26 protein-coding genes are annotated in these 24,978 nt (G+C 44.6%); 13 read left to right on the plus strand and 13 right to left on the minus strand.

Going from position 1 to position 24,978, the window contains the following annotated elements; genetic code table 11:
- Window positions 1-56: 56 nt before the first annotated feature.
- Both AB1S55_RS03925 and AB1S55_RS03930 read right to left on the minus strand, forming a co-directional pair.
- Window positions 57-734 (minus strand): thiol:disulfide interchange protein DsbA/DsbL, encoded by a 678-nt coding sequence (locus AB1S55_RS03925; protein WP_370980485.1) that lies wholly within the window; start codon window positions 732-734, stop codon window positions 57-59.
- Window positions 735-867: 133 nt separating this feature from the next.
- Window positions 868-1,515: a cytochrome c gene (locus tag AB1S55_RS03930; RefSeq protein ID WP_370980486.1), complete on the minus strand. Its 648-nt coding sequence runs from the start codon at window positions 1,513-1,515 to the stop codon at window positions 868-870.
- A gap of 129 nt (window positions 1,516-1,644) precedes the next feature.
- Here AB1S55_RS03930 and yihA point away from each other — a divergent pair, with 129 nt between their 5' ends.
- The gene (gene yihA / locus AB1S55_RS03935; protein ID WP_370980487.1) at window positions 1,645-2,277 is read left to right on the plus strand and encodes a ribosome biogenesis GTP-binding protein YihA/YsxC; all 633 of its coding nucleotides are present in this window, start codon (window positions 1,645-1,647) and stop codon (window positions 2,275-2,277) included.
- A gap of 4 nt (window positions 2,278-2,281) precedes the next feature.
- Here the strand turns inward: yihA and AB1S55_RS03940 are convergent, their stop codons facing one another.
- Together AB1S55_RS03940 and polA are read right to left on the minus strand one after the other, a co-directional pair.
- Window positions 2,282-2,428, minus strand: coding sequence for a hypothetical protein (locus tag AB1S55_RS03940; protein ID WP_370980488.1), 147 nt, complete (start codon window positions 2,426-2,428; stop codon window positions 2,282-2,284).
- A gap of 383 nt (window positions 2,429-2,811) precedes the next feature.
- Window positions 2,812-5,529 carry a DNA polymerase I gene (polA, locus tag AB1S55_RS03945; protein WP_370980489.1) on the minus strand — a complete coding sequence of 906 codons (2,718 nt, stop codon included), beginning with the start codon at window positions 5,527-5,529 and terminating at the stop codon, window positions 2,812-2,814.
- 410 nt (window positions 5,530-5,939) lie between these two features.
- Between polA and AB1S55_RS03950 the strand changes: the two genes are divergently transcribed.
- A complete protein-coding gene (locus AB1S55_RS03950) occupies window positions 5,940-6,221 on the plus strand; it encodes a hypothetical protein (protein WP_370980490.1) in 282 nt (93 codons plus the stop codon).
- A 238-nt stretch (window positions 6,222-6,459) separates the two neighbouring features.
- Here AB1S55_RS03950 and AB1S55_RS03955 read toward each other — a convergent pair whose 3' ends face one another.
- On the minus strand, window positions 6,460-7,302 hold the full coding sequence (locus tag AB1S55_RS03955) for a metal ABC transporter solute-binding protein, Zn/Mn family (protein WP_370980491.1): 843 nt from the start codon (window positions 7,300-7,302) through the stop codon (window positions 6,460-6,462).
- Between the two features lie 121 nt (window positions 7,303-7,423).
- On the opposite strand from AB1S55_RS03955, the gene AB1S55_RS03960 reads away from it, so the two are divergent.
- Genes AB1S55_RS03960 through AB1S55_RS03970 form a run of 3 tightly spaced genes read left to right on the plus strand, consistent with a single transcriptional unit; the run spans window position 7,424 to window position 9,472 of the window.
- Window positions 7,424-7,921 (plus strand): Fur family transcriptional regulator, encoded by a 498-nt coding sequence (locus AB1S55_RS03960; RefSeq protein WP_370980492.1) that lies wholly within the window; start codon window positions 7,424-7,426, stop codon window positions 7,919-7,921.
- A complete protein-coding gene (gene znuC, locus AB1S55_RS03965) occupies window positions 7,918-8,682 on the plus strand; it encodes a zinc ABC transporter ATP-binding protein ZnuC (protein WP_370980493.1) in 765 nt (254 codons plus the stop codon). The genes AB1S55_RS03960 and znuC overlap by 4 nt, the downstream gene beginning before the upstream one ends.
- Window positions 8,675-9,472 (plus strand): iron chelate uptake ABC transporter family permease subunit, encoded by a 798-nt coding sequence (locus AB1S55_RS03970; protein WP_370980494.1) that lies wholly within the window; start codon window positions 8,675-8,677, stop codon window positions 9,470-9,472. Before znuC ends, AB1S55_RS03970 begins: the two co-directional genes overlap by 8 nt.
- A gap of 6 nt (window positions 9,473-9,478) precedes the next feature.
- Here the strand turns inward: AB1S55_RS03970 and AB1S55_RS03975 are convergent, their stop codons facing one another.
- A complete protein-coding gene (locus tag AB1S55_RS03975) occupies window positions 9,479-10,030 on the minus strand; it encodes a gamma carbonic anhydrase family protein (RefSeq protein WP_370980495.1) in 552 nt (183 codons plus the stop codon).
- 73 nt (window positions 10,031-10,103) lie between these two features.
- Between AB1S55_RS03975 and AB1S55_RS03980 the strand changes: the two genes are divergently transcribed.
- The gene (locus AB1S55_RS03980; RefSeq protein WP_370980496.1) at window positions 10,104-10,322 is read left to right on the plus strand and encodes a YheV family putative zinc ribbon protein; all 219 of its coding nucleotides are present in this window, start codon (window positions 10,104-10,106) and stop codon (window positions 10,320-10,322) included.
- Between the two features lie 21 nt (window positions 10,323-10,343).
- Here the strand turns inward: AB1S55_RS03980 and AB1S55_RS03985 are convergent, their stop codons facing one another.
- On the minus strand, window positions 10,344-11,021 hold the full coding sequence (locus AB1S55_RS03985) for a hypothetical protein (RefSeq protein ID WP_370980497.1): 678 nt from the start codon (window positions 11,019-11,021) through the stop codon (window positions 10,344-10,346).
- Window positions 11,022-11,534: 513 nt separating this feature from the next.
- Between AB1S55_RS03985 and AB1S55_RS03990 the strand changes: the two genes are divergently transcribed.
- On the plus strand, window positions 11,535-12,275 hold the full coding sequence (locus AB1S55_RS03990; protein ID WP_370980498.1) for an SURF1 family protein: 741 nt from the start codon (window positions 11,535-11,537) through the stop codon (window positions 12,273-12,275).
- A gap of 61 nt (window positions 12,276-12,336) precedes the next feature.
- Here AB1S55_RS03990 and aroE read toward each other — a convergent pair whose 3' ends face one another.
- The 5 genes from aroE to AB1S55_RS04015 all read right to left on the minus strand — a co-directional run bounded on the left by aroE (window position 12,337) and on the right by AB1S55_RS04015 (window position 17,021).
- Complete coding sequence (gene aroE, locus AB1S55_RS03995) at window positions 12,337-13,158, minus strand: shikimate dehydrogenase (RefSeq protein WP_370980499.1); 822 nt, start codon at window positions 13,156-13,158, stop codon at window positions 12,337-12,339.
- Entirely contained in the window at window positions 13,158-14,066 is a 909-nt protein-coding gene (hemF, locus tag AB1S55_RS04000) for an oxygen-dependent coproporphyrinogen oxidase (RefSeq protein WP_370980500.1), read from the minus strand. Before hemF ends, aroE begins: the two co-directional genes overlap by 1 nt.
- 30 nt (window positions 14,067-14,096) lie before the next feature.
- A complete protein-coding gene (locus AB1S55_RS04005) occupies window positions 14,097-14,657 on the minus strand; it encodes an L-threonylcarbamoyladenylate synthase (protein ID WP_370980501.1) in 561 nt (186 codons plus the stop codon).
- Between the two features lie 126 nt (window positions 14,658-14,783).
- Window positions 14,784-15,938 (minus strand): DNA-processing protein DprA, encoded by a 1,155-nt coding sequence (gene dprA / locus AB1S55_RS04010; RefSeq protein WP_370980502.1) that lies wholly within the window; start codon window positions 15,936-15,938, stop codon window positions 14,784-14,786.
- A gap of 60 nt (window positions 15,939-15,998) precedes the next feature.
- Window positions 15,999-17,021 (minus strand): LysM peptidoglycan-binding domain-containing protein, encoded by a 1,023-nt coding sequence (locus AB1S55_RS04015; protein ID WP_370980503.1) that lies wholly within the window; start codon window positions 17,019-17,021, stop codon window positions 15,999-16,001.
- A gap of 222 nt (window positions 17,022-17,243) precedes the next feature.
- Here AB1S55_RS04015 and def point away from each other — a divergent pair, with 222 nt between their 5' ends.
- Genes def through AB1S55_RS04040 form a run of 5 tightly spaced genes read left to right on the plus strand, consistent with a single transcriptional unit; the run spans window position 17,244 to window position 22,878 of the window.
- Window positions 17,244-17,750: a peptide deformylase gene (gene def / locus AB1S55_RS04020; RefSeq protein ID WP_370980504.1), complete on the plus strand. Its 507-nt coding sequence runs from the start codon at window positions 17,244-17,246 to the stop codon at window positions 17,748-17,750.
- An 8-nt stretch (window positions 17,751-17,758) separates the two neighbouring features.
- Entirely contained in the window at window positions 17,759-18,697 is a 939-nt protein-coding gene (gene fmt / locus AB1S55_RS04025; RefSeq protein ID WP_370980505.1) for a methionyl-tRNA formyltransferase, read from the plus strand.
- Window position 18,698: 1 nt separating this feature from the next.
- Window positions 18,699-20,006 carry a 16S rRNA (cytosine(967)-C(5))-methyltransferase RsmB gene (gene rsmB, locus AB1S55_RS04030; RefSeq protein WP_370980506.1) on the plus strand — a complete coding sequence of 436 codons (1,308 nt, stop codon included), beginning with the start codon at window positions 18,699-18,701 and terminating at the stop codon, window positions 20,004-20,006.
- Between the two features lie 6 nt (window positions 20,007-20,012).
- Complete coding sequence (gene trkA, locus AB1S55_RS04035; RefSeq protein WP_370980507.1) at window positions 20,013-21,410, plus strand: Trk system potassium transporter TrkA; 1,398 nt, start codon at window positions 20,013-20,015, stop codon at window positions 21,408-21,410.
- Between the two features lie 19 nt (window positions 21,411-21,429).
- Complete coding sequence (locus AB1S55_RS04040; protein ID WP_370980508.1) at window positions 21,430-22,878, plus strand: TrkH family potassium uptake protein; 1,449 nt, start codon at window positions 21,430-21,432, stop codon at window positions 22,876-22,878.
- Window positions 22,879-22,895: 17 nt separating this feature from the next.
- Here AB1S55_RS04040 and AB1S55_RS04045 read toward each other — a convergent pair whose 3' ends face one another.
- Window positions 22,896-23,795, minus strand: a complete 900-nt coding sequence (locus AB1S55_RS04045) for a lysophospholipid acyltransferase family protein (protein ID WP_370980509.1) — start codon at window positions 23,793-23,795, stop codon at window positions 22,896-22,898.
- Window positions 23,796-24,024: 229 nt separating this feature from the next.
- Here AB1S55_RS04045 and glyQ point away from each other — a divergent pair, with 229 nt between their 5' ends.
- Window positions 24,025-24,978 carry a glycine--tRNA ligase subunit alpha gene (glyQ, locus tag AB1S55_RS04050; RefSeq protein WP_370980510.1) on the plus strand — a complete coding sequence of 318 codons (954 nt, stop codon included), beginning with the start codon at window positions 24,025-24,027 and terminating at the stop codon, window positions 24,976-24,978.

Below are 24,978 nucleotides of genomic sequence, written 5' to 3' on the forward strand. Positions count from 1 at the left end.
AACAGGCATAAAAAAACCGCGACAAAGCGCGGCTTTCAATAATACAGGCTAAATCCCTACTTTTCTGTGCGCTCAGCTGCTATCTTCTCTGCCAACCAAGTAGCAACTTCAAGCATTTGTGCGTAGCTACCGGCCATCTTCGTTGTGACACGGAAGCGACCATCAACAAAGATTTCAGGTGTTCCCTGAATAGCAAAAGCGCGTGCTCGACCATCGGCTTGGTTGACTAAGCTTTTAACTGTCCAGTTGTTGTACATTTTTTCAGCTTTTTCTCGCTCAACACCAAGACCTTCAAACATTGTGAAGATGTCATCTTCTTTAAGAAGAGCGTATTTTGCGGCTTGTGGGCTTGTTGCCATATTATGCATTGCATTAAAAATAGCGTCGGCCGTTTCCTCACCTAGGCCCAACTTAACACCAGTAAAATAGACTTGCGCACGCACCTGAGTGTCTTTGTTCCAAACAACGGGATTCATAACAAATTCAATCAACTCAGGCTTTGTCTTCTTCCATTCTTTAGCGGCAACATGGAAACGTGAGCAAGCAGGGCAACCAAAACGGAATACTTCGGTAATTTCAACCTTATCCTCCGCAACAATCGTAGGCACTGGTGCCAACAAACGAGCATAGTGCTTGTTCTCGACAAATTTTTCAGCGGCGGCGCTTGGTGTACTCTCTTCAGCGCAAGCAACCAAAGAGAAGAATATCCCAAACAAAAAAATCCAATAACGCATGATCTCTCCTAGACGTTTTGCCCTTTGTTGAGCAAATACTTGATAACAATTTAACACTCGTAAGTAGTAATACTAGCGACTATCAATAAAACAATGCCCGCATTAAGCGGGCATCAGAAGCAGTTTTTGAGGCTTAGTTAAGGCCTGCAATATAAGCCGCGACAGCTTTGATCTCAGCATCGCTCATATGTTCCGCAACCGAACGCATAATTCTCGCTTCACCATCTGTAGCTCGCTCACCAGTACGGAAAGCAAAGAGCTGTTTCTCAATGTACTCAGCGTATTGACCACTCAAACGAGGGAAGCCAGCTGGCGCATTACCCTGACCTGTAGGGCTGTGGCAGCCTGTACATGCAGGCACTTTAGTCTCAAGGTTGCCAGAGCGATATACTTTTTCGCCATAGCTGAGAGTAGATACCACTTCACCTGAGTTTAATTTCAACTCACCCTCTTTAGCACCCGCCAACTGAGTGGTCTTAGAGCTAAAGAATGCAGCCATGTCTGCTAAGTCTTGATCACTCTTGCCATCTAACTGGCCGGCCATTTCAGGAATAGCACGGCTGCCATCACGAATTTGTTTTAACTGATCGGTTAAGTACTTCTCACCCAAACCTGCGATCTTAGGAAATATTGGAGATGGACTATTACCATCTGCACCGTGACAAGCAGCGCAAGCTGCTGCCAGTTTTTCACCGTTGGCCGCGTCACCAGCAGCCATAGTCGAGGCTGCAGACATCATCAGACCGGCGCTTACGATAGAAGCAAGTAATTTGTTTTTCATCGACAGTAGACGCTCTTTATATATGTGTTTGTTCTTAGTTCAGCCGTATTTGCTCAGCTGACTTTCATTTTTATAGCTTGGCCCGCATTATATACCGCCAATTACGCTACTGCTAAGCCCATACTGCACATGCCCAAGATTAACTTCCAAACTGCTCAATATTTAACCAGTGCACCATCAATTCGCGAGTGTCCCGAAGAAAAAGGCGTCGAAGTTGCCTTTGCTGGGCGCTCCAACGCCGGAAAAAGCAGCGCCTTAAACCGCCTAACGCGTAACGGCAAGCTTGCACGAACAAGTAAAACACCTGGGCGAACTCAGTTAATCAACCATTTTGGATTAATGGGTCGTGAAGATATTCGCCTCGTCGACCTCCCAGGTTATGGTTTTGCCAAGGTTCCTTTGGCCATGAAAAAAGCCTGGGAAAAGAATATGAGTGAGTACCTGCAAAAACGTCAAAGCTTGCAGGGTGTTGTTTTGGTGATGGATATTCGCCAACCACTTAAAGACGCCGACGTAATGATGCTCAACTGGGCTGTTGATGCTGAATTACCATGCCACATACTCTTAACGAAGTGCGACAAGATGAAGCGAGGTGCGGCAAAGGCCGTCTTACTTCAGGTAAAGGAAAAGCTTAAGGAGGCCAATGTCGATGACCTCGTTAGCGCTCAAGTATTCTCATCACTCAAGGGAGATGGCAGCGATGTTCTGGAGCAACGCATTTCCAGCTGGATGATGGTAGAAGGCTTATTCGAGCAAGAATAAGCGCTTACACGGCATAGAGTATTTCTTCAGATACTGAAATAGGTTTATCTTCGCTTTCCTGCTGTGCCTCTTCTTTAATCTGCTCGACGGCAGCCACAACTACTGCAGCGGGTACTTCTGCTGTTTCACCGTAATAAGGTACGTGCATCATTTCTCTCCAATCTTATATTTTGTAAGAATGATGCTAGCCCTAAGAGCGGTGTGGCTTTTGATTTAAGTCTTTTTTTCGGCGCCAGCGAAGCCACTCAAGAACGCGACTTGATGTATATCCAAAAGCTATTGTAAGTGGCAGGAATAAGACTAAAACTGGCATAGTTTTATCCTCACACCAAGATAAACTCAAAACATAAAAAAAGCCCGTGGCTTTGGCCACAGGCTAATACGCTTACTTTGGGGGGAAACAAAACAATAAGCTGGAGAAACTTGTGTCTTGTTAATTAAGACGCAATAGACTTAGAAAAGTTCAACTAAGTGCTAATCAAAGCCACAAAGCCAGCTACCTTTCTGTTTTGTTTTCACCTACCTAAAGGAGGGTTAATGAGCCTCATCCCAATTTTTACCTACACCCGCTTCAACGAGCAGAGGTACAGCAAGCTCTGCAGCATCACTCATTAAGCTACAAAGTTCCGCTTGTACCAGCTCTAAATCACTATTAGCAACTTCAAGCACAAGCTCATCATGAACCTGCATGATAAGGCTTGCATCAACCTCACGACGCTGTAGCCATTGATCAACCTTGAGCATCGCTACTTTAATAATATCTGCAGCACTGCCTTGCATCGGTGCGTTAATCGCCAACCGCTCGGCAGCCTGGCGGCGCATACCATTACTTGCATTAATCTCAGGCAAATATAAACGACGACCTAATAAGGTTTCAACATAACCTTTTTCAGAAGCTATACGCTTAATATCATCCATATATTGGGCAACACCTGGGTAGCGAGCAAAATAGGTGTCGATGTAAAGCTGGGCATCCATACGACCTATATGTAACTGCTTAGCCAAACCAAAGGCGCTCATACCGTAAATCAAACCAAAGTTAATCGCCTTAGCGCTACGTCGCTGATCAGAACTAACATCTTCTAGTGCTGTATCAAAAACCTCTGCCGCAGTAGCACGGTGTATATCCAAGCCCTGCGCAAAAGCAGAGCGCAAACCTTGATCACCACTTAAGTGAGCCATAATACGCAGTTCAATCTGGCTATAATCCGCAGCAACGATGCTCCTACCTTCTGGCGCTACAAAAGCTTGGCGAATACGGCGCCCCTCTTCAGTTCGAATAGGAATGTTTTGCAGATTAGGATCACTCGAGCTAAGACGGCCGGTTGTCGTCACAGCCTGATGATACGAGGTATGCAAGCGACTGTTACCATCCACCAACAAAGGCAGTTTATCGGTATAGGTGCTCTTTAATTTTGATAAACCACGGTACTCCATAATTTGAGCAGGTAGTTCGTAGTCCAGAGCCAACTCTTGTAAGACTTCTTCTGCGGTCGAAGGCGCTCCCTTTTTGGTTTTCTTCAGAACGGGCAGGCCTAGCTTTTCAAATAATATCGCCCCCAACTGCTTGGGTGAGCTTAGATTGAACTCTTCCCCTGCGAGCTCATAGACCTTTTCTTCGATCTCTTGCATACGTACGGCATGCTGCTGGCTTTGCAAGCGAAGTTGGCCACTGTCCAACAAGGCCCCATTGCGCTCTGTGCGACTTAAAACATTGAGTAAAGGTAATTCGACGTCGCTATATAGCTTATGGAGTGAAGGCTCACTTTCAAGATCGGCTATAAGTTTATTGAATAGGCGCAAAGTAATATCAGCGTCTTCTGCCGCATAAGGTGCAGCTTGCTCAAGAGGGATCTGATCAAAGGTCAGCTGTTTACTGCCCTTACCTGCAACGTCTTCAAAATGAATGGTACTTAAGCCAAGGTGGCGCTCAGCCAAACTGTCCATGTCGTGACGCCCAACTGTGCTATTGATAACGTAACTTAGCAGCATGGTGTCATGCTTAATACCACGCAATTCAATCCCATGGTTGAGCAGCACATTGCGATCGTATTTAAGGTTTTGGCCTACTTTCGCTACAGACTCATCTTCGAGCAATGGTTTTAAAGCACCCAGTACTTGCTCTTCACTAAGCTGTTCTGGAGCTCCCATATACGAGTGAGCAAAAGGCACGTAAGCGGCCTCGCCTTCTTCTACAGCGAAACTTAAGCCCACTACTCTTGCCTCCATATAATTAAGAGAGGTGGTTTCAGTATCAAACGCAAAAATCTCGGAACTCTTTAATTTAACCAACCACTTATCAAGGCTTTCTAAGTCCAAAATACACTCATAGTTGGTGTCTATTGCTTGCGCTGGGGTGGCCGAAGCTTCAGTTCCACTTTCAAGCTCCTCAACCCAAGTTTTAAATTCAAATTCAGTAAAGAGAGTTAACAAGCTTTCTTTATCGACACCTTGCGGTTGTAGGGCCTCTATCGATTGCTGCAACTGCAGATCACACTTGATGGTTGCGAGCTCATAAGACAAATAAGCATTGTCTTTATTGTCTTCGAGCTTCTTAGCCATTGTTTTACTACCGCGAAAGCCCAAAGCAGCAATCTCGTCCATGCGGCTGTATATACTGTCTAAACCACCTAAGCCCTGTAATAAAGCTAAAGCGGTTTTCTCACCCACCCCAGGAACACCGGGAATGTTGTCGACTTTATCTCCCATCAGCGCCAAGTAATCGATAATAAGTTCGGGGCCTATACCAAACTTCTCTTCTACCCCGGCAATATCCATTACCGTTTCTGTCATCGTGTTTACAAGCGTGATTTTATCGTTAACCAGCTGCGCCATATCTTTATCGCCCGTAGATACAACAACATCGATACCCTTCTCAGTCGCTTCACGAGTATAAGTGCCGATAACATCATCGGCCTCTACACCATCAACAATAATAAGTGGCAGGCCCATCGCTTTAATAATCTTATGCAAAGGCTCAACTTGAAGGCGCAGGTCATCCGGCATGGGTGGACGATTAGCTTTATATTCGCTGTACATCTCATCACGGAAAGTCTTGCCCTTGGCATCAAAAATGACAGCGACAGGGCTACTAGGGTAGTCCTTTTCTAATCGCTTAAGCATCGCCACCACACCACGAATAGCTCCCGTAGGGAAACCTTCGGTATTACGTAGGTCTGCTTTATACATAGCGTGAAAGGCGCGGTACAAATAAGAGGAGCCATCAACAAGGATCAGTGGAGCAGTAGACATAAAAAGCCAGGCGTTATGGATAGGAGGCGCAAGCATATACAAAAGTGTGCTTCAGTCCGAGTCTGACAAAGCCATTGCCCATTCTTTTATGGCAACAAGGCCCAATATTTATTGCCAAGTACCTCACATCAGTATAAAAAATCGCCAAAGCAAGAAGGGTAACAAACGGTAACAAAATGAGAAGGCGATCACAAAAAACCGATCAAAAAACCAACACCACCTCTGAGAAGCCTATTAACAGTAGCTTTTAGCTCGATCAAAATACAAACACTATAAATTATAAAGAAATTGGGCTTGCATAATCACAACAACATCGTTACCATGGGTAACACAAGGTAACAACTTGTACGAGAGATCTCATATCCGAGGTCATCGGTAACCAACCACCACTCTCACAAAGAGATATTGATATGAAACTTTTAGCCGTACTAAGCGTCTTATTTGTCGCACAAGGTGCACTGGCTGAGGTTGGTACCCAAAATCCAAAAAGCGTAGAAACAACTTCTTCAGTTGATCTCGCATTGGCGGACCAAGGTGCCAGCAATAGCTGGTCAGTAGAGCCCCTGGAATTCCAGGCTACCGCTCATCAAACCGCTGATTTAAACGATCGCGTTGCCGAGATGAACAACAAAATCTCCGTCGATCTAGAAAGTCTTATTGCTGAAAAAGTAGAGTCTGCTTTAGCTCAGTAAGAAAAATAAGCGCCTTAAAGCGCTTTTATAAACATCAGGAAAAATAGATATGACCGCCTATTTTTCCGCTGCACAAGCAGCAGGCTTCGGCCGAGGTCAAGTTTGAAAACGTCTCCACGTTTTGTGGTTTAGTAGGGCTGGGTAGTACTGCTAAACCACACCCCTCTTGGGTAGTAGAGCTGGTAGTGATGCTTACCCATTTTCTTCTACGCCTCGGCAGCAATGTCGGGGTGTTTTTTTATGTGTTACTGTTTAAGCAATCCGTGAACCCCGCTCGTAGGGCTTGAAAATAACGAACATACAAAAACTCTTCAAGCTTAGCGGCCTCTGTCATCTTTTGCCCCATCAGATCAAGCTCAACCAAAGCTAACTCTAAGCGCTCGGCCAGCTTAAACGCTGCTTTCTGCTCATTAATGTCTGCAACCATGCAACTAACCCCATCCATTTGGCTTTTTAACTCATACAAACGACGTAAGCTGAGCTGCTGATCCGGTAAAGCGGCAATTGCAAGACGTTGTTTTAACCCCGTTTCTTCGAGGTAATAAGCCCAAGCATCATGAAAGGCAACAAACTCTAATGGGCTTTGCTGGTAAGCATGAATTGCAACTTGTCGTTCTGTATTTAAATTAAGTAAAAGCTGCTCTAAACGCTTTTCTATTTGCCTGCTGTACTCTGGGTAAATCGCTTGTAAGCGCAATGCGATTAAGCGAGCAATATCCGCCCCGTAACTAAAACTCAACCAAAGGTGGCCTGCCGGCCCGTGATCATGCTTATGATGATCACCGTGCGTAGACTGCTCAAGTTCAGCTCCCAAGGCATCAGATAGAGTAAGCAAATTAGATCTATCAACTTGCTGAGTAACCGCCTTGCTCAATAAGGCTTCTAGCCCTGGCCCTATCCATATAAATAACTTTGCTTGTTTAAGAGTGACTAAGTCCTGAGGCTTTAAAGCATAATAATGGGGAGAATCTGTTGGCCCAAGTAAGGAAGTGCTTACAAGCCCCTCAGGCAAGAGGTCGTTTGTTATTAACTCCAAGGGATGGATAGAATTGACAACGTCAGCCGATGCACAAAAAGACATGGTGCAAAGCAACAAAGATTTAACAAAACAGCGCATTAAGGTAGACGATCCAAAAAGATTCGAGCAGTGGGCCCGCAAATACGTTATATAATATCATACGTTTAATAGAGTCGAGGCCTTCATGCCCTCTCCTACACTGCCCTCAAACCCCAAAGCACCAGAGCGAGCCCAACTTGAACGCTTGTTAAATACTGCCGAAACCATCTGCAATAAAGCGGGGTTTAAGCTAACCGAGCTACGCCGCCAAGTACTGAGTATTATTTGGCTGTATGGCAAGCCTATCGGGGCTTACGACATAATGGCTGAACTTGAGAAAATAAGCGACCGAGAACAAGTTGCACCACCTACAGTTTATCGCAGTGTAGAGTTTCTTTTACAACAAGGGCTCATTCATCGCATACATAGCTTGAATGCATTTATGGCCAAACGCCATTTATTAAAAAACCAAGTTGAGGCGCTGTTTATTTGCCAAAACTGTGGTGAAGCCAGAGAAGTGACCAACCAAGTCTTTCAGCAAGCTATTAATCTCAGTGCCAATGAAATGAAGTTTCACATACAAGGCCAAGCGGTAGAAGTGCTTGGGCAATGCCAAAACTGCCGTAATAAAGGCTCTAAATGAACAAACAAGCCCCTCTGATTCGCTTGAGCAACGTAAGTTTACGTTACGGTAGTAGCACGATTCTTCACAGCATTAATCTTGAGCTACACCGCGGAGAAATTATCAGCATTATTGGCCCTAATGGCGCGGGAAAGAGCTCGTTAATTAAACTCATTGCCGGACTCAATAAAGCCAGTAGTGGTGAGCGGCACATCCAAAACAAAGCCGTATTGGGTTACGTGCCACAGAAGCTTTATATGGATCGCTCTATGCCCATTAAAGTAAGCCGTTTCTTAAGCTTGGCCAGAGCAAGCAAGGCTAATTACCGCACGGCCTTAGCGACTGTAAAAGCCGAGCATCTTTGGTCCAAGCAAATGCACGATTTAAGCGGAGGTGAGTTCCAGCGGGTTTTATTAGCAAGAGCGCTATCACGCCGCCCCGATATTTTGTTACTCGACGAGCCACTTCAAGGGGTTGATTTAACAGGTCAGATAGAGCTTTATGAGTTAATAGGTTCGATTCGCAAAGAGTTCAACTGTGGCATTGCCATGGTCAGCCACGACCTGCACCTAGTCATGGCTCAAACAGATAGGGTTCTTTGTCTTAACGGCCATATCTGCTGTGAAGGCCAACCCGAAAGCGTAAGCCAACACCCAGAATACCTAAACCTTTTTGGTCGCCAAGCCTCACAGAGCATTGCGATTTACACCCACCACCATGACCATCACCACAATCTTCACGGTGATGTCGAAAGCTGCAATAAGTCTTGCCACCATGATTGAGTTAATACTGCCCCCTCTTCTAGCTGGCCTTGTTCTGATAGCCAGCTTATCCCCGCTTGGCTGTTTTGTACTATGGCGACGTATGGCCTTTTTTGGCGACACCATTGCTCACAGCATGCTGATTGGCATTGCTCTAGGTTTGGCTTTAGATATCAACCTCAATTTAGCCATACTCGTATTTGCCAGCATCATTGCAGTTGTGATGGTCTATTTCAGCCGAGGTGGTTTATTACCACGTGATGCTCTACTCAGCATTGTTTCTCATGCAAGCTTGGCTGTGGGCCTGCTGGTAATGAGCCTATTTTCAGATCAAAGGCTCAACCTTATGAACTTCTTAGTGGGCGATATTCTTAGTGTTAGTTGGCAAGAGGTGGGTATTGCCGCCGTTGTATCTCTAGCGGCTTTAGCTCTGTTAATCTACTTCTGGAGGGCCCTGCTTGGGCTTGTGATCAACCGAGACTTAAGCCAAGTTGAAGGTGACAATAGTGCCTTTCTTAATACCTTGTTAATGCTTATCACCGCTATCGTGATAGCCATTGCTGTACGTATAGTCGGAGTGTTATTAATCACTGCTCTTATGGTGATCCCTGCAGCATCAGCTCGCTTAATTAGCCGCTCACCTGAAGCAATGGCCTTGCTTAGCGTTATTTATGGCTGCCTTTCTTTATTTCTTGGTTTAGCGCTGTCATTTTTCTATAACAGCGCCACCGGCCCCACGATTGTTAGCGTAGCTGCACTTTTACTCGCACTCACAGCATGTGCTCAACTAGCGTTTACAAAACGAAGCTAAAGCTTATTACTCTTGCATGTACTTATTTTTTATTTCAACATAATTACTCGCCGAATAGCGGAAAAAGCTAAGCTCTTTTTCGCTTAAAGCGCGGGCTTTCTTACAAGGGCTACCCACATATAGATAGCCGCTTTCGAGCTGCTTACCAGGTGGCACTAAGGCGCCAGCAGCAACAACCACCTCATCAGGCACAAGAGCACCATCTAATACCGTCGAATTAATGCCGATAAGCACTCGACTACCGACTGTGCAGCCATGTAAACAAGCACCGTGACCGATGGTTACGTCATCACCAATGATTAAGGGATGGCCCTCAGGGTTATAGTCACTGGCGTGAGTAATATGAAGCACAGCGTTATCTTGCACACTAACGCGCTCACCTATACGAACATAATGCATATCACCGCGCACAACAGCACAAGGCCAAACAGAGCTATCAGCTCCAATTTCAACATCACCGATAATAACGGCGCTTTTATCAACAAAAACGGACGCTTCAATTTGGGGACTGCTACCAGCAAAATTACGCACTGCGGGGCTTAAGGCTTCTTGACTCATAGATTGGGACATTTGTTAATTAAAAATGTACTATGCCGCCACTCAGGCATGTAGGCAAGAATCGAGGTCAAAAGTGCTAAAAGCAAGTCACAAGAAACGTTTTATTGCCGGAGCTGTATGCCCGGCCTGTAAACAAGAGGATAAGATTCAGCTCTGGCTAGAAAACGGCCTTAATGTCTTTCAATGCGTCAGTTGTGGGCACCGCGAAGAACAGGCTGTCGATGGCAGTTCTACGCAAGCCAAACAAGATGAGAGCCAGCCTCTACGCTTTGTAAATGCTGGCGATAAGTAAGCACTACTTATAGAGAACGATCTAATGCAAGGCATAGTGGGAAGGGCTGTAACTAACCTTTAGCTCAATAGCGGAGTCACCCGCTAGGCAAGGCCAATCTTCAAGAATATTTCTAAAACCATCGGTTTTATGAAGGCTGATGTAATTCAAAAAAGCATCACTCTCAAACACCTTTGTATCTTCAAATAAGACATCGATGTGGTAGTGCACAGCTAGATCAAGCTCATTTGAGAATTCATCTCCTAATAAGCTATGCACAATAATATTGCTAAGAGTCATATCCATCGGCGTCAAAGGAATGCCGTGCTGTAGAAGTATCCGATCATTAACCTCTTCCATTAAACGGTGGGCGTAATAGGCTTCATCGATTAGAGCCTCAATACCTCTGTGCTCATCGAGTAGTTCAGGTGGACGACTAAAGAATTGTTGTGCACTACGTATTAGAGCCCCAACAAACTCCTCTAGCTTTGCTTGCTCTGCGACATGCAACAAAGCATCTAAGAAAGCGGGCACGTGCTCTACATATTGCTGCAGAAACTGCTGTAAAGACTCTTCTCTCTGCTCACCAGGAAGGTTGATCGATCGGTGAAGACGAGACAGGCGCTCACTCACAAAAGCCTTTAAGCTAAGCTGCTTTTCATCACGCGCATGGGCTTCATTGATAATGCGCCTTATCTCTTGTATCGAGTCTTGACTCATAATGTCACGCCGAAATAGTTACGGTTACTGGCATTCCCTTGTGATTCAGCCTTCCCTGAGTAAAGTAAGACAACAAGATAAGCCAAAAGCTCCTCCTGATGTAAGGTATTTCAATTAAGCTTATGACAAATTTTAATTAAAACAATAACTAGCGCGCCATATAGCTTAAAACACTCAAGTACCTAAAAACCATAACTAAAACGCTTACAAGTAAGACTTTATTGAGTCTTACTATCGACTGCCTATTCAAAGCAAGCCTAACAAGCACGACCTATCACCATTTGAGACAAGTCATAAGTTTCACAGACATAAACATGCTTCTACAAACAGAAATATTCACTTCAAAATAATAGAAAGCTAAGAGATTCTGACTAAGCTTAGAAATACAGGCACTGCATAGGTTCCAACTATTTTGACAGTGTCTTAGACAGGCATATTTTCAACATCATAAGCCTGTAAAGCACTCAAAGAACCCCAAACACAAGACGCAGTTTATAGGCTTAAAGGTGATATATGACAGCAACAATTGGCTTTAACATAAAATGGAAATTAACCGCCTTTGCTGGGTTTTTCTTGCCTATATTAATCAGTTTAGGATTTTGGCAACTAGAGCGCGCTAAAGTCGAATCGTATTTATCGACTCAGTTGCAAATTCAACAAGGGCAAGAGGCGATGCCCATTAGCTCTGTACTCGCAGAGCTCTATACAAAAACCAAAGATCAGCTTCAGTTTCAGCCTGTTACAGCTTCTGGTTCTTATATGAGCAATTATTACTGGCTCAAAGAAGGTCGTACAATTAAAGGGGCTAAAGGCTTCCATGTATTGATGCCTATGCAGCTTGGTAACGGCCCCGTTGTACTCGTTGATAGAGGCTGGATTGCTGAAAATAAAGGTCAGGCCATCCCTTTTCAAACACCAACAATGTCTTTAAAGCTAATGGGATACATAGATATTCCTGTTGAAACAACAAACTTTCAAAGCCAAGAAAAAAATCAAAGTACATGGCCTAAATATATCAACGATATTGATATGAAAAAAATGAGTGCGCAACTCGGAAAAACCATCGTACCAACCATGTTGGTACTCAATAGCGACCAAAACAGCGCCTTTATACCTGCACCTAATGAACTGACTTTAAACCCCGCTCGACACAGAGTTTATGCGGCGCAATGGTTTGCTTTAGCCATGTTGTTAATTGTGGGCTGGTTTTATACCAACCTAGGTCGGCAAGTCGCAGACGACAAACGAGCCTGATTTTTAATTATAAAAAAGCCCCTTGTTAAATCTTATTAAAAGGGGGCTTTTATAAAAGTGACTAAGATTCTGCCTTCATCGCTTCAAATACAGGTGCAACATCAGGCATCTGGCCCCGCCATAAACGAAAACTTTCTGCTGCTTGCCCAACTAACATACCTAAACCATCGGCAATATGCTGACAGCCTAGCTGACGAGCCCAGCGCATGCACGCTGTATCTTCTTTGGCATACACCATGTCATAAACCGCTGTTCCAGTGCCAATAATATTATCAGGCAATATTGGCATCTCACCACTTAAACCCGCTGAGGTCGCATTAATAATCAGATCAAATGCAGCTTGTTTTTCTAAAGCCATAAATGAGCTAGCTTCGATATTTCCATAGGCTGAAAAACGCTCTGCAAGTGCTTCTGCCTTGCTTACAGTTCTGTTGGCAATCGTGATACTTTGAGGACCTTCTTTCAGTAAAGGTAATAAAACACCTTTAACAGCACCACCAGCTCCCAAGACCAAAATGCGTTTATTTTTAATTACCCACTCTAAGCGCGTGCTGATATCAAATACCAAGCCGGCACCATCAGTATTATCACCGGTAATAGTACCGTCATCATTCATAATCAAGGTATTTACAGCTTCTGCCAACTGAGCCCGCTCACTCAAGTTATCGGCCAAAGCAAAGGCTTTCTCTTTAAAAGGTACGGTTACATTCATACCTTTACCACCTACGCTGGCAAAACTTTTTACTGCTTGGTCAAAATCACTTTCTTCTAATAGTAATTTATCGTAATTAAGCTTTTGCCCAGTTTGATCGGCAAACTGCTGGTGAATTTCAGGGCTTTTACTATGCGCAATAGGATTACCAACAACTAAATATTTATCCATTAAACCCACTCTTTATGTATTAAATAGTCACTATATAATTTGTGTTCTTCGCTGCCCTCTTCCGGATGCCAGTTATAATCCCAGCGAACTAGAGGGGGCATACTCATTAAGATGCTTTCTGTGCGGCCGCCAGACTGCAAACCAAATAAGGTGCCTCTATCATAAACAAGATTAAATTCTACGTAACGGCCACGGCGATAAAGCTGAAACTCTCTTTGCTTTTGACTGTACTCATCATGTCTGCGGCGCTCAACAATAGGCACATAGGCCTCACAAAAACTGTCACCAACAGCCTGCATTAAGCGAAACGAATCATCAAAACCAAGCTCGTTTAAATCGTCAAAAAACAAACCTCCGACGCCTCTAGGTTCTTGCCTGTGTTTTAGGTAAAAATAATCATCGCACCAACGCTTATACTTTTGATAAAGGCCTTCGCCAAAGTCATTAAGTGCTGTTTTTGCAGTCTTATGCCAGTGAATACAATCTTCATCGTTACCGTAATACGGAGTAAGGTCATAACCTCCACCAAACCACCAAACAGGTTCAGCTCCGTCTTTTTCAGCAATAAAAAACCTTACGTTAGCATGACTCGTTGGCACTTTAGGATTGTGCGGGTGAAGAACTAAAGAAACCCCCATGGCCTCAAAACGACAACCTTCGAGCTCGGGTCTATGAGCGGTTGCAGAGCGTGGCATGGAAGCGCCCATTACATGACTAAAGTTAACCCCACCTTTTTCAAATACAGCACCGTCACTGATAACTCGCGATTCACCGCCACCGCCTTCTTCTCTCTGCCAGCTGTCTTTTATAAAACGAGCCTGACCATCAACCGTTTCTAAGGCTTTACAAATATCATCTTGTAAACGGCGTAGATAACGCAGTACCGCGTGTTTATCGGGTTGGCTCATAAGGGACCTTCATAGAGGAAAATAGTTGTATTAGCGAAGACGCTCGCCACTAGCGGCATTGATTATACGCGAAGCCCCTCGATTTGCTGCGATAGCTCCAGGGCTAATACATATGGCTTGATTGCGAAAATAATGCCTTACCTTGGTACTGTTTAAAGCCGAAGGTAAGCCCGCAGGATTAGCTGAAGTCGACACAATGGCTCCCCCGGCAAGAGCACTTAATGCGGACACAACAGGATGAGAACTAATACGGATAGCGACTAGATTACTATCTCCGCTTATAAAATTGGGGACTCGCCCCTTGTGTTCCACGAGCCAAGTTGTTGCCACATCAGTTGGGCTAATAACTCGTTTTTGTATAGAGACATCAGCATCCTTGAGCAAAAAAGAGAAATCCTCTGCTCTACCTGAAATCAAAATCAGACCTTTGTGTACAGGCCTACTTTTGAGTTTCAAAATAGTTTCTACAGCGTGCTGGTTCTCAGGATCACAACCTAAACCCCAGACCCCTTCAGTTGGGTATGACACAACACCACCGGCACGAATAACTCGAGCGCAATGTCGAATTCTGGGGTTAGCTAGGTAGTTCAAAAGACAATGGCTCCAATTCTAGCAAGCAAAGCCCTAACTCTTATTGAGAACGACTTTAGTCATAACTAACTATGCTTGGTGAGTTTAGGGCGAGAAATTACGCAATAAGCTAAAAAAACTCAAGCCCTAAAGGCGAACATAACCAAGCCCAAGATTTTCAATATGACCAGCTAGTTCAAGCTCTAAGAGTATCCGGCTCAGCTCACTGATACTTAAATCGCCTCGATGCCTAATCAAATCAAAGCTGGTTGACTCCCAACCTATGCTTTCTAACACTCTAAGCTCAAGCCCTTTTAATTGATCTAGGCCATTCTCGCTCTCCTTGCCTCCCTTGTCTGTATTAAAAAGCTGCTGCTGAAACCAAGCCTGCCAATGAGCTAAAGCATCAATCACATCTTGGGCAGACTCAACCAATGCCGCTCCTTGTTTTATCAAAGCATGGCAGCCCCGACTATTTTCATTTCTAACGGAACCGGGTACAGCAAAGACCTCTCTATCTTGCTCTAAAGCCAAACGAGCACTGATCAATGAGCCACTTTTTAACGCGGCCTCAATCACCAAGGTTGCTACACTAAGGCCAACGATAATGCGATTACGCTGAGGAAAGTGGTAACTCATAGCTTTTTTAGTAAGCGCCAACTCACTCACAAGAGCACCGCCCTGCTGAACAATATTTTCAGCAAGTAGTCTATGGCGCTGAGGATAGATACTCAACAAACCAGATCCCAGTACAGCAATCGTTGCCGCTCCTTGCGCTAAGCCGCTCGGTTTTGAGGCCGCATATAAAGCGCCTTGATGGGCTTGACCATCAATACCCAGAGCAAGGCCACTGGTCACCACAAATCCCGAACTCGCCAACTGAGCTGCAAATTCAGCTGCTAATTCACACGCCGTTGGACTCGCCTTTCGTGCGCCGACAATGGCAATTTGAGGCAAACTCAGAGCCTCTACATTTCCGCGAATATAGAGTAAAGAAGGTGGACAAGGGCTTTGTTTTAAGAGCGCAGGATAATGTTTATGCTCCATATGAACGACTTCAATATCATGTTGTTCGCATAGGGCCAGCTCCTTTTCAACCTGCGAGGCTAAGTCCCCCTTAGCAAGTTTAAACTGATTAAATAAGCTTAAGGCCTCTTGGCTTAAGATCTTAGCTAAGTCCTTTTCAGAGGCAGAAAAAATGGAAACGTAGCTTGGCCAATGCTGCCACAACTTAGAGAATGTGCCAGGGCCAATAGAGGGGAGAAGGTGTAAAGCCAGTGCTTGGCGTAGTAGATCGCTCATAAACCATCCTTGATTTAGAGATCAAAGCCACATCCTTGTGGCTTGTTTAGCTATTTATAGCTACGGGTTGCGAACAATGTCCTCAACTCGTATACCTTGGTCAGCATCAAGTACTAAAGCCATACTGACCTTCTCAAAAGTACGGAATACCATGATCAAACCAGCACGTTCATCAGGTAGTTTTACCTTGCCGCCAGTGACTCGATCTTTGATATAAGAGCCACGCTTGTAGATGGCTAATACATCACCGGTTTTCATTTCTTCACGCTGGCCTCGGTTAATGACAACAATGTCTAACTTACCAACGGTACTAACACCACCTTCAACAGCAAGAATTTCACCTTCAATATCAACATCGGGAGACGAAGGGAAAAATGTGGATTCAATGGAGCGCTCTTCTTCACGCAGAAGTCGATCACCAATACGCATTTCTTCTGTGGTGCGGGTCACCAGCATCGTTGAAATCTCACCTTCAACATTCTCGATAACACCAGAACCAATATCTATTGCTTGAACCCCTAAGAATTCATCGGTGACAGGGTCCATGTAAACTTCACCTTGGCGATAAACACCATAACCTGAGCGCTCACCTTCAACCTCACCGCGAACATAAGCACGGTCACCAGCGCCTACAACCAAGTGTTCTTGTGCCCCACTGATAACATAAGGCGACATTTCTAACTCTTCTTTGCCTACTACTCGGCTGCGAGATAAGAAACTATTAATTTCATCTAGAGGGATGGTCTCAATCGCTTCACCAGCGCTGATGACATGAGCTTTAGGCTCAAGCTTATATATACGACCAGAGGTATCCAGTGTTAAACGCTTTTTGCCATCAACATAAATAAGGCGAATAGCATCACCAGGATAAATGAGGTGAGGATTTTTAATCTGGGCATTCACATGCCAAATCTCAGGCCAAAGCCACGGATTTTTTAAGAAGCTTTCCGAGATATCCCACAAGGTATCGCCCTTTACAACAACATGCGTTGTTGGCATATCGTTCTGCCACTGAGGCTCTTCCGCACTCAAAGCCCCACTCAAGGCCAGTGCAGCTATCATTCCTGTTAGATACTTTCTCATTACTTAATGTCCCATAGTATTCGGCGGCGTAGTCAGAAATCGGTATACTGTGTTCTGAACCCAATTTTCCCTGAGCCCAATGACTAAAGCCCTCAGCTAATACCGCATCGCGGAGTATTAACGGAGCTAGGCACTGAATCGCTTACGAAAATTCAGTATAAACCCTTCTCCATCATAATGTTAGCTGGGAAACTTAGGTAAGAACTAGAAGTTTGTCACGTAATGGCACTATTAGAGATATTAGAATTTCCAAATCCCCAACTTCGTACCGTCGCGACCGAGGTCAAGACCGTAGATGACAGCATTCGTAAGCTAATCGACGATATGTTTGAAACCATGTACGAAGCTCCCGGTGTCGGCCTAGCTGCTACCCAAATTAACGTTCACAAGCGCGTCATTGTTATTGATGTTAGTGAAGAAAAGAACGAGCCGCTGGTTTTTATTAACCCCAGTGTAGAAGTACTCGATAAAACCGAGTACAGCTATGAAGAAGGCTGCCTTTCTGTGCCTGGCTTCTACGAAGAAGTCACTCGCCCAGAGCGTGTACGTGTTAGCGCCTTAGACCGAGATGGCAAAGAGTTCAGCATCGAACCAGAGGGTCTATTAGCGGTATGTATTCAGCACGAAATAGATCATCTTAATGGTAAGTTGTTTGTTGATTACATCTCCAACATTAAGCGCCAACGTATTCGCAAAAAACTAGAAAAACAGCACCGCGCTCGCGGTTAAGGTAGAGCATGGCTCTCAATATCATTTTTGCTGGCACACCCGTTTTTGCAGAGCGTCACTTAGACGCTCTTATAAAAAGCGAGCACAACATTGTTGCCGTTTACAGCCAACCCGACCGACCTGCAGGTCGTGGTAAAAAACTAACAGCCAGCCCAGTGAAGCAGCTAGCTTTGCAACATGAGATACCTGTATTACAACCTCTAAGCCTTAAAACAGAAGATGCTCAACAAGAACTAAACAACTTTGATGCAGACCTGATGGTTGTCGTTGCTTACGGCTTGATCTTGCCACAAGCAGTACTTGATAGCCCACGCTTCGGCTGCCTTAATGTGCACGGTTCTATCCTGCCTAGATGGCGAGGTGCAGCGCCTATACAAAGAGCAATCGAAGCCGGAGACCATGAGAGCGGTGTCACAATTATGCAAATGGACGAAGGTTTAGATACCGGCGCCATGCTGCTTAAAAAGACTTGCTCAATATCAGCAACAGAGACCAGCGCCTCTTTGCATGACAAACTCGCCGACATCGGCCCTCAAGCCTTACTTGAGACAATAAATGCTATCGAAACTAAGACACTCAATAGCGAAGCACAAGATGATAGCTTGAGTAATTACGCCGCCAAGATTGAAAAATCTGAAGCGCAGATTAGCTGGCAAGAAGATGCCCAGCTTATCGATAGACGTATACGCGCTTTTGTCCCCTTCCCTGTTTGTTACAGTGAATTAGCAGGGCAGCGCTTTAAGATTCACAAAGCCAAACCAAGCGCTGAAACAGTTGCTAAACGCCCCGGTGAGCTTAAGTTACAAGGCCAAAGCTTATTTGTGCAATGCGGTAAAGGCAGCTTAGAGCTGATCACCGTGCAAGCACCGGGGAAAAAAGCAATGCCAAGCCAAGACTGGCTAAATGGCCTGGGTTTCAAATTACCCGCCAACGAGTTTGACTCTTAATATGAATGTTCGCGCAGCAGCGGCTAAAACATTAAGCCCAATACTCAAAGAAGAAGCGTCCTTACAAAGCCATTTTGATGACGCAGCTGAAAAAATCCCCGCTCAAGATAGAGCCCTGTTCCACACTCTTGTTTATGGCTGTTTACGACACTATGAGTGGCTGGATTTTATTAGCCAGCAACTGCTAAGCAAAAAGCTAAAAAATAAAGACAGCGATGTTAAAGCTCTTATTTTGCTTGGTATTTATCAGCTTGAATTGATGCGAACACCGGATCACGCAGCTATTAGCGAAACCGTACAAGCAGCGGTAAAGCTAAAAAAACCTTGGGCAAAAAATTTAGTTAATGCGGTACTGCGCAACTTTGTTAGAGAACGCGACAACATACTTAACAAAACTGCCAATTCCGACGAAGCCCAGCACAACTGCCCACAGTGGTTGCTTGAAACTCTCAAGCAAGACTGGCCTAAAACATGGCCAACTATTGTCGCAGCCATGGCAGAACAAGCCCCTCTGACTTTGCGCACGAATACACTACGCCAAAACCGAGAGCAGCTTCAAGAGCTGTTAAGCAAAAGCGATATTGACTGTCAGCCTACGTCCTATAGTAATGTCGGTATCATCAGCTCATCACCAAAGGTATTCGAGCTAGATTGCTTTAAAGACGGCTGCTTTAGCGTGCAAGATGAAGCCGCTCAACTGAGTGCTTCATTATTACAGCTTGAAGCCGGTCAACGAGTACTTGACGCCTGTGCCGCCCCCGGCGGTAAAAGCACACATATTCTTGAGCAGCAACCCGAACTCAAACAGCTAGTGAGTCTGGAAATAGATGCTAAGCGCGCTGAGCGTATGCAGCAAAACTTCGAGCGCCTAAAACTACAGCAAAGAGCAACAATTCAAGTAGCCGATGCCGCCAATTTAAATCAGTGGTGGGATAAACAACCCTTTGATCGAATTTTATTGGATGCGCCTTGTAGCGCCAGCGGCATTATTCGTCGTCACCCAGATATTAAACGACTGCGCCGCAGCGATGACCCTGCGCAACTTAGCTCTCTGCAAGAACAATTATTAAAGCAACTTTGGCAATGTTTAAAACCAGGTGGTATTTTGCTTTATGCGACCTGTTCTATTTTTAAGCGTGAAAACGAACAGCAAATAGCTCAATTTTTGCAAACACAAAAAGACGCAAAGCATCTCGAGATAAATGCTACTTGGGGTGAAAAACGCAGCTTTGGTCGACAACTCTTTCCCACTAAGGGAGCCCATGACGGCTTTTATTATGCTTGTTTAATAAAAGATCAGGAGATCTAGAGCAGGATGAAAATCATTATTCTCGGGGCAGGACGCGTTGGCGGTACCCTAGCCACACACCTGAGTAGTGAAGCCAATGACATTACCGTTATCGATAGCGAAGACGGTCGTTTGCGCTCTTTACTCGATCGCATTGATATTGGTGTTGTAAACGGTCACGCCTCTCACCCTGAAGTATTAATGCAGGCCGGTATTGAAGATGCTGACATGCTGATTGCAGTAACGGGTATTGATGAAATTAATATGCTCGCTTGCCAAATCGCCCACAGCCTTTTTAGAACCCCGACGAAAATTGCTCGAATACGGGCCCCCGAATACGCAAGCTATGAAGGCCTCTATGGTGACAACGCAATGCCAGTTGATGTCATTATTAGCCCAGAGCAACTTGTTAGTGATCATATAAGTCGCTTAGTAAAGCAGCCTGGCGCCTTACAAGTGATGGATTTTGCAAAAGGCGTTGTCCAGCTGGTTGCCGTACGCGCTTATTTTGGCGGCCCTTTAGTTGGCCAAGAATTACGCTACATACGCCAGCATATTCCTAATATTGATACTCGAGTAGCGGCCATTTATAGAAAAAATCGCGCCCTGCTCGCCAGCGGTAATACAGTTATTGAAGCTGATGATGAAGTCTTTTTTATTGCAGCAAAAGAAGATATTCGCACCGTAGTAAGCGAATTTAGACGTGCAGACCGCCCTTATAAACGTATTATTATTGCAGGTGGCGGTAATATTGGTATGCGTCTAGCTAGGCAACTCGAAACGCAATATTCCGTTAAGATTATTGATAATAATGCCGCACGCTGCGACTACCTCGCTGAAAACCTTAACAATACCGTTGTTCTAAAAGGTAATGCTTCCGATCAGGAATTACTCACAGCAGAAAACATTGAAGATACCGATGTTTTCCTTTGTGTAACTAATAGTGATGAAGCCAATATTATGAGCTCGATGCTAGCTAAAAAGCTTGGTGCTCATAAGGTAATAACTCTGATCAATAAACATGCCTATGTCGACTTGGTTCAATTTAGCGACATTGACATTACCGTCTCACCTCAGCAGGTCACCATTGGTACATTACTCACACACGTCAGACGTGGTGATATTGTTAATGTTCACAGCCTCCGCCGAGGTGCTGCAGAAGCCATTGAAGTTGTCGCCCACGGGGATGAGAAGAATTCCAAAGTAGTTGGTAAAGCCATTGAGGATATCGATCTTCCTGAAGGAGCAATGATCGGTGCGATTGTTCGAGAATACCAAGATAAAGACGAGACCCTTCAAGAAGTACTTATTGCTCATGACGATCTCATTATTCTCAGCGGTGATCACGTTATCGTCTTTGTGGTCGACAAACGCTATACCCGAGACATAGAACGACTTTTCCAAGTCGGTTTTACTTTTTTCTGATTCATTTAGGCTGGCAGAAATGTACTACGCAGTTATTTCAAAAATTCTCGGCATATTATTAATGCTGTTTAGCCTAACTCTACTGCCACCCGCTTTTGTTTCACTTTATTACGCAGATGGCACCCACGTTAGCTTTTTTATTAGTTTTGCCATTAGTTTTGCAACCGGCCTTGCTGCGTGGATGCCTGTTTATAGAGAACGAAAAGATCTGCGCACTCGTGATGGTTTTTTAGTTACAGCATTATTTTGGCTGGTACTGGGTAGTTTTGGGGCTTTGCCCTTTATTCTTGCTGACTCCCCATCCTTAAGTATCGTTGATGCCATGTTTGAAAGTATCAGTGGTTTAACCACAACTGGCGCAACTATTCTTACTAATATCGATTCTTTACCTAAGGCAATTTTATATTATCGGCAGCAATTACAGTGGCTTGGTGGCATTGGTATTATTGTTATTGCGGTAGCTATTTTACCCATGCTTGGCATCGGTGGCATGCAGCTATACAGGGCTGAAACTCCAGGTCCAGTGAAAGATAGTAAGTTAACCCCTAGAATAACTGAAACAGCTAAGGCCTTATTTTTAATTTATTTAAGCTTAACGATCGCTTGTGCAACAGCATACTGGCTTGCGGGTATGACCATGTTTGATGCCATTGGTCACGCTTTTTCAACCGTTGCTATTGGGGGGTTTTCTACTCACGACCAGAGCATGGCTTTTTTTGATAGCCCCGCTATTTTAATTGTTTCAATGGTCTTTATGGTGCTTGCCGGTATTAACTTTGCGCTGCACTTTTTTGCTTGGCGAGCCAAAAGTATCAGTCATTATTTTTTCGACCCCGAATCACGATTCTACATGGGAATGATTACTTTTGGTCTCATCGTAACCGTGACCTACCTTTGGCACAGTGGTACTTATGAACTCGAAACAGCGGCTCTTTATGGCAGCTTTGAGCTCATATCAATATTAACCACTACCGGATTTGGTGTGGCTGACTTCAGTGCTTGGCCAACTTTTTTGCCGATGTTTATTTTCTTATTTGCCTTTATGGGTGGCTGTGCCGGTTCCACAGGTGGCGGCATTAAGATGATCCGAATCTTATTGATTATCAAACAAGGCGCGCGAGAGATTCACAGGCTGATTCATACCAACGCTATTGTGCCTGTAAAGATTGGTAAAAAAATTGTATCAGATCGAGTAATAGATGCTGTTTGGGGCTTTTTCTCCATGTATGTACTGGCATACATAATCTTGTGCTTGTTATTACTTGCCACCGGCATGGACTTTCTCACAGCCTTTAGCGCAGTTGGTGCGAGCATTAACAACTTAGGCCCAGGCCTTGCGGATGTAAGTGCACATTACGGCTCTATTAGTGATTCAGCAAAATGGCTGTTATGTTTTGCTATGTTATTAGGTCGTTTAGAAGTGTTTACGCTTTTGGTGTTATTTTCACCAATGTTTTGGCGACGCTAGCTAAAGAGAGCTATAAGCTAGCGCCTGTAAAATGCTTTACCTTCACCTCCAACAGGCTGCTTTTTAAAACGCTTATACTCCCACTGGTATTGCTCTGGACACTCAAGTACTAAAGCTTCGACACTTTTATTTAAGCCAACTAAGCTCTCTTGCTGATCTTCACTGTAAATAAGCTCATCGGGTTTGCGTAAACGAATTTCAAAACCGCCATCTACTCGGCAGGCATAGGCCATAATGATTTCACAGCCAGTGCGTTTAATTAAGCCATGGATCAAGCTCATCGTATAAGCAGGCAGTGTAAAAAAGGGGGCGTATTCACCACTGCCTTCATCAGGTACTTGATCAGGTAAAATACCGCTTATCTGACCTTTTTTTAAACGTCCTAACAAAGCTGCCACACCACGAGCAGTGGTAGGTACCAGCTGCGCACCGCTTGCTTCCCGACTGTGCTTAACAAAGTCTTCCAACCATTGTTGTTTAGGGGGCTGATACAAACTACTCACATCACCATAAGCCGGTAGACACTTACCAAGTACTTCCCAGTTCCCAAGATGAGGGCCAACAACAATGACACCTTTAGCAGCTTCTACAGCATTTTTTAATAACTCTTCGCCATCAATTTTTAATACCCGCTTATTGAGCCAAGCTTGATTTCTATGCCATACAAGCAGCATCTCTAGAGCAACCTTGCCTGTTTCTTTAAGGCTTTGCTTAGCTAGTTTTCGCTGTTCTTCTTTACTTAAGTTGGGTAAACATCGCTCTATATTTTTTTCGGTAACCCAGCGCTCTCGGCCATTTATAAGCCAAGCCGTAGCACCAAAAAATGAACCCAAGCCCCTTGCAACAAACAAAGGCAAAGATCCTAAAAGCTGCAAGCCAGCAAAACTACATTTACGAATAAACGGTGATGAAGCCACAAGTCTTCCCTAGAAAAATTCAGACGCTTAGTTTGCCAGAAAAGCGCCAAGTTCTCGATTCAAACACTTATTTTTAATCTTCGCTCTTAAAGCCTAGCTTCGACCGTGACGGTTCTTGTTTGAAAGGGCTATAATTGCGCCCTTTGTCGGCGCAGCATCCTTCACTGGATAATAGTTAGTACTCACTTCTAGTGCGCTACCACTACAAACATTTTAGATAGGTAATACAGTGTCTGACGTAGACGTAAGCACCTTTCAGGGTTTAATTCTTGCCCTGCAAAAATATTGGGCCGAACAAGGCTGTGTTGTACTGCAACCCGTAGACCTTGAAGTCGGTGCCGGTACTTTTCACTCAGCAACGTTCTTGAGAGCTATTGGCCCTGAAAACTGGAGCAGCGCTTACGTTCAGCCATGCCGACGCCCTACCGATGGCCGCTACGGTGAAAACCCTAACCGTCTACAACACTATTACCAATTCCAGGTTGTACTCAAACCTTCGCCTAGCAATATCCAAGAGCTATATCTAAACAGCTTGAAACACCTTGGTCTCGACCCGCTCAAACACGATATTCGCTTTGTAGAGGATAACTGGGAAAGCCCTACTCTTGGTGCTTGGGGTCTAGGCTGGGAAGTGTGGTTAGACGGCATGGAAGTCACTCAGTTTACCTATTTCCAACAAGTAGGTGGTATTGAATGCTACCCGGTAACAGGTGAAATCACCTACGGACTTGAACGTATTGCAATGTATTTGCAAAACGTTGACTCCATTTACGACTTGGTTTGGACCATTGGCCCTGATGGTAAAGCGGTAAGCTATGGTGATGTCTTCCATCAAAACGAAGTTGAAATGTCTGCCTATAACTTTGAGCACGCTGACACAGAGTTTTTGTTTACGAGTTTTGACAAATATGAAAGCGAAGCACAACGTCTCATTGAATTGGGCTTACCTTTACCAGCTTATGAGCTAGTTATTAAAGCTAGCCACAGCTTCAACCTATTGGATGCACGTAGCGCAATTTCCGTCACTGAACGTCAACGATTTATTTTACGCGTACGCACATTGGCGCGCAGTGTCGCTCAAGCCTATTTTGATGCTCGTTTAAAACTCGGCTTCCCCCTAGCTGACGAAGCCCTTCGCGACGAAGTCATCACTCGCCACCAAGCAGAAACAAAGGACGCCTAA

The organism is Agaribacterium sp. ZY112 (assembly GCF_041346925.1).
GTDB lineage: Bacteria > Pseudomonadota > Gammaproteobacteria > Pseudomonadales > Cellvibrionaceae > Agaribacterium.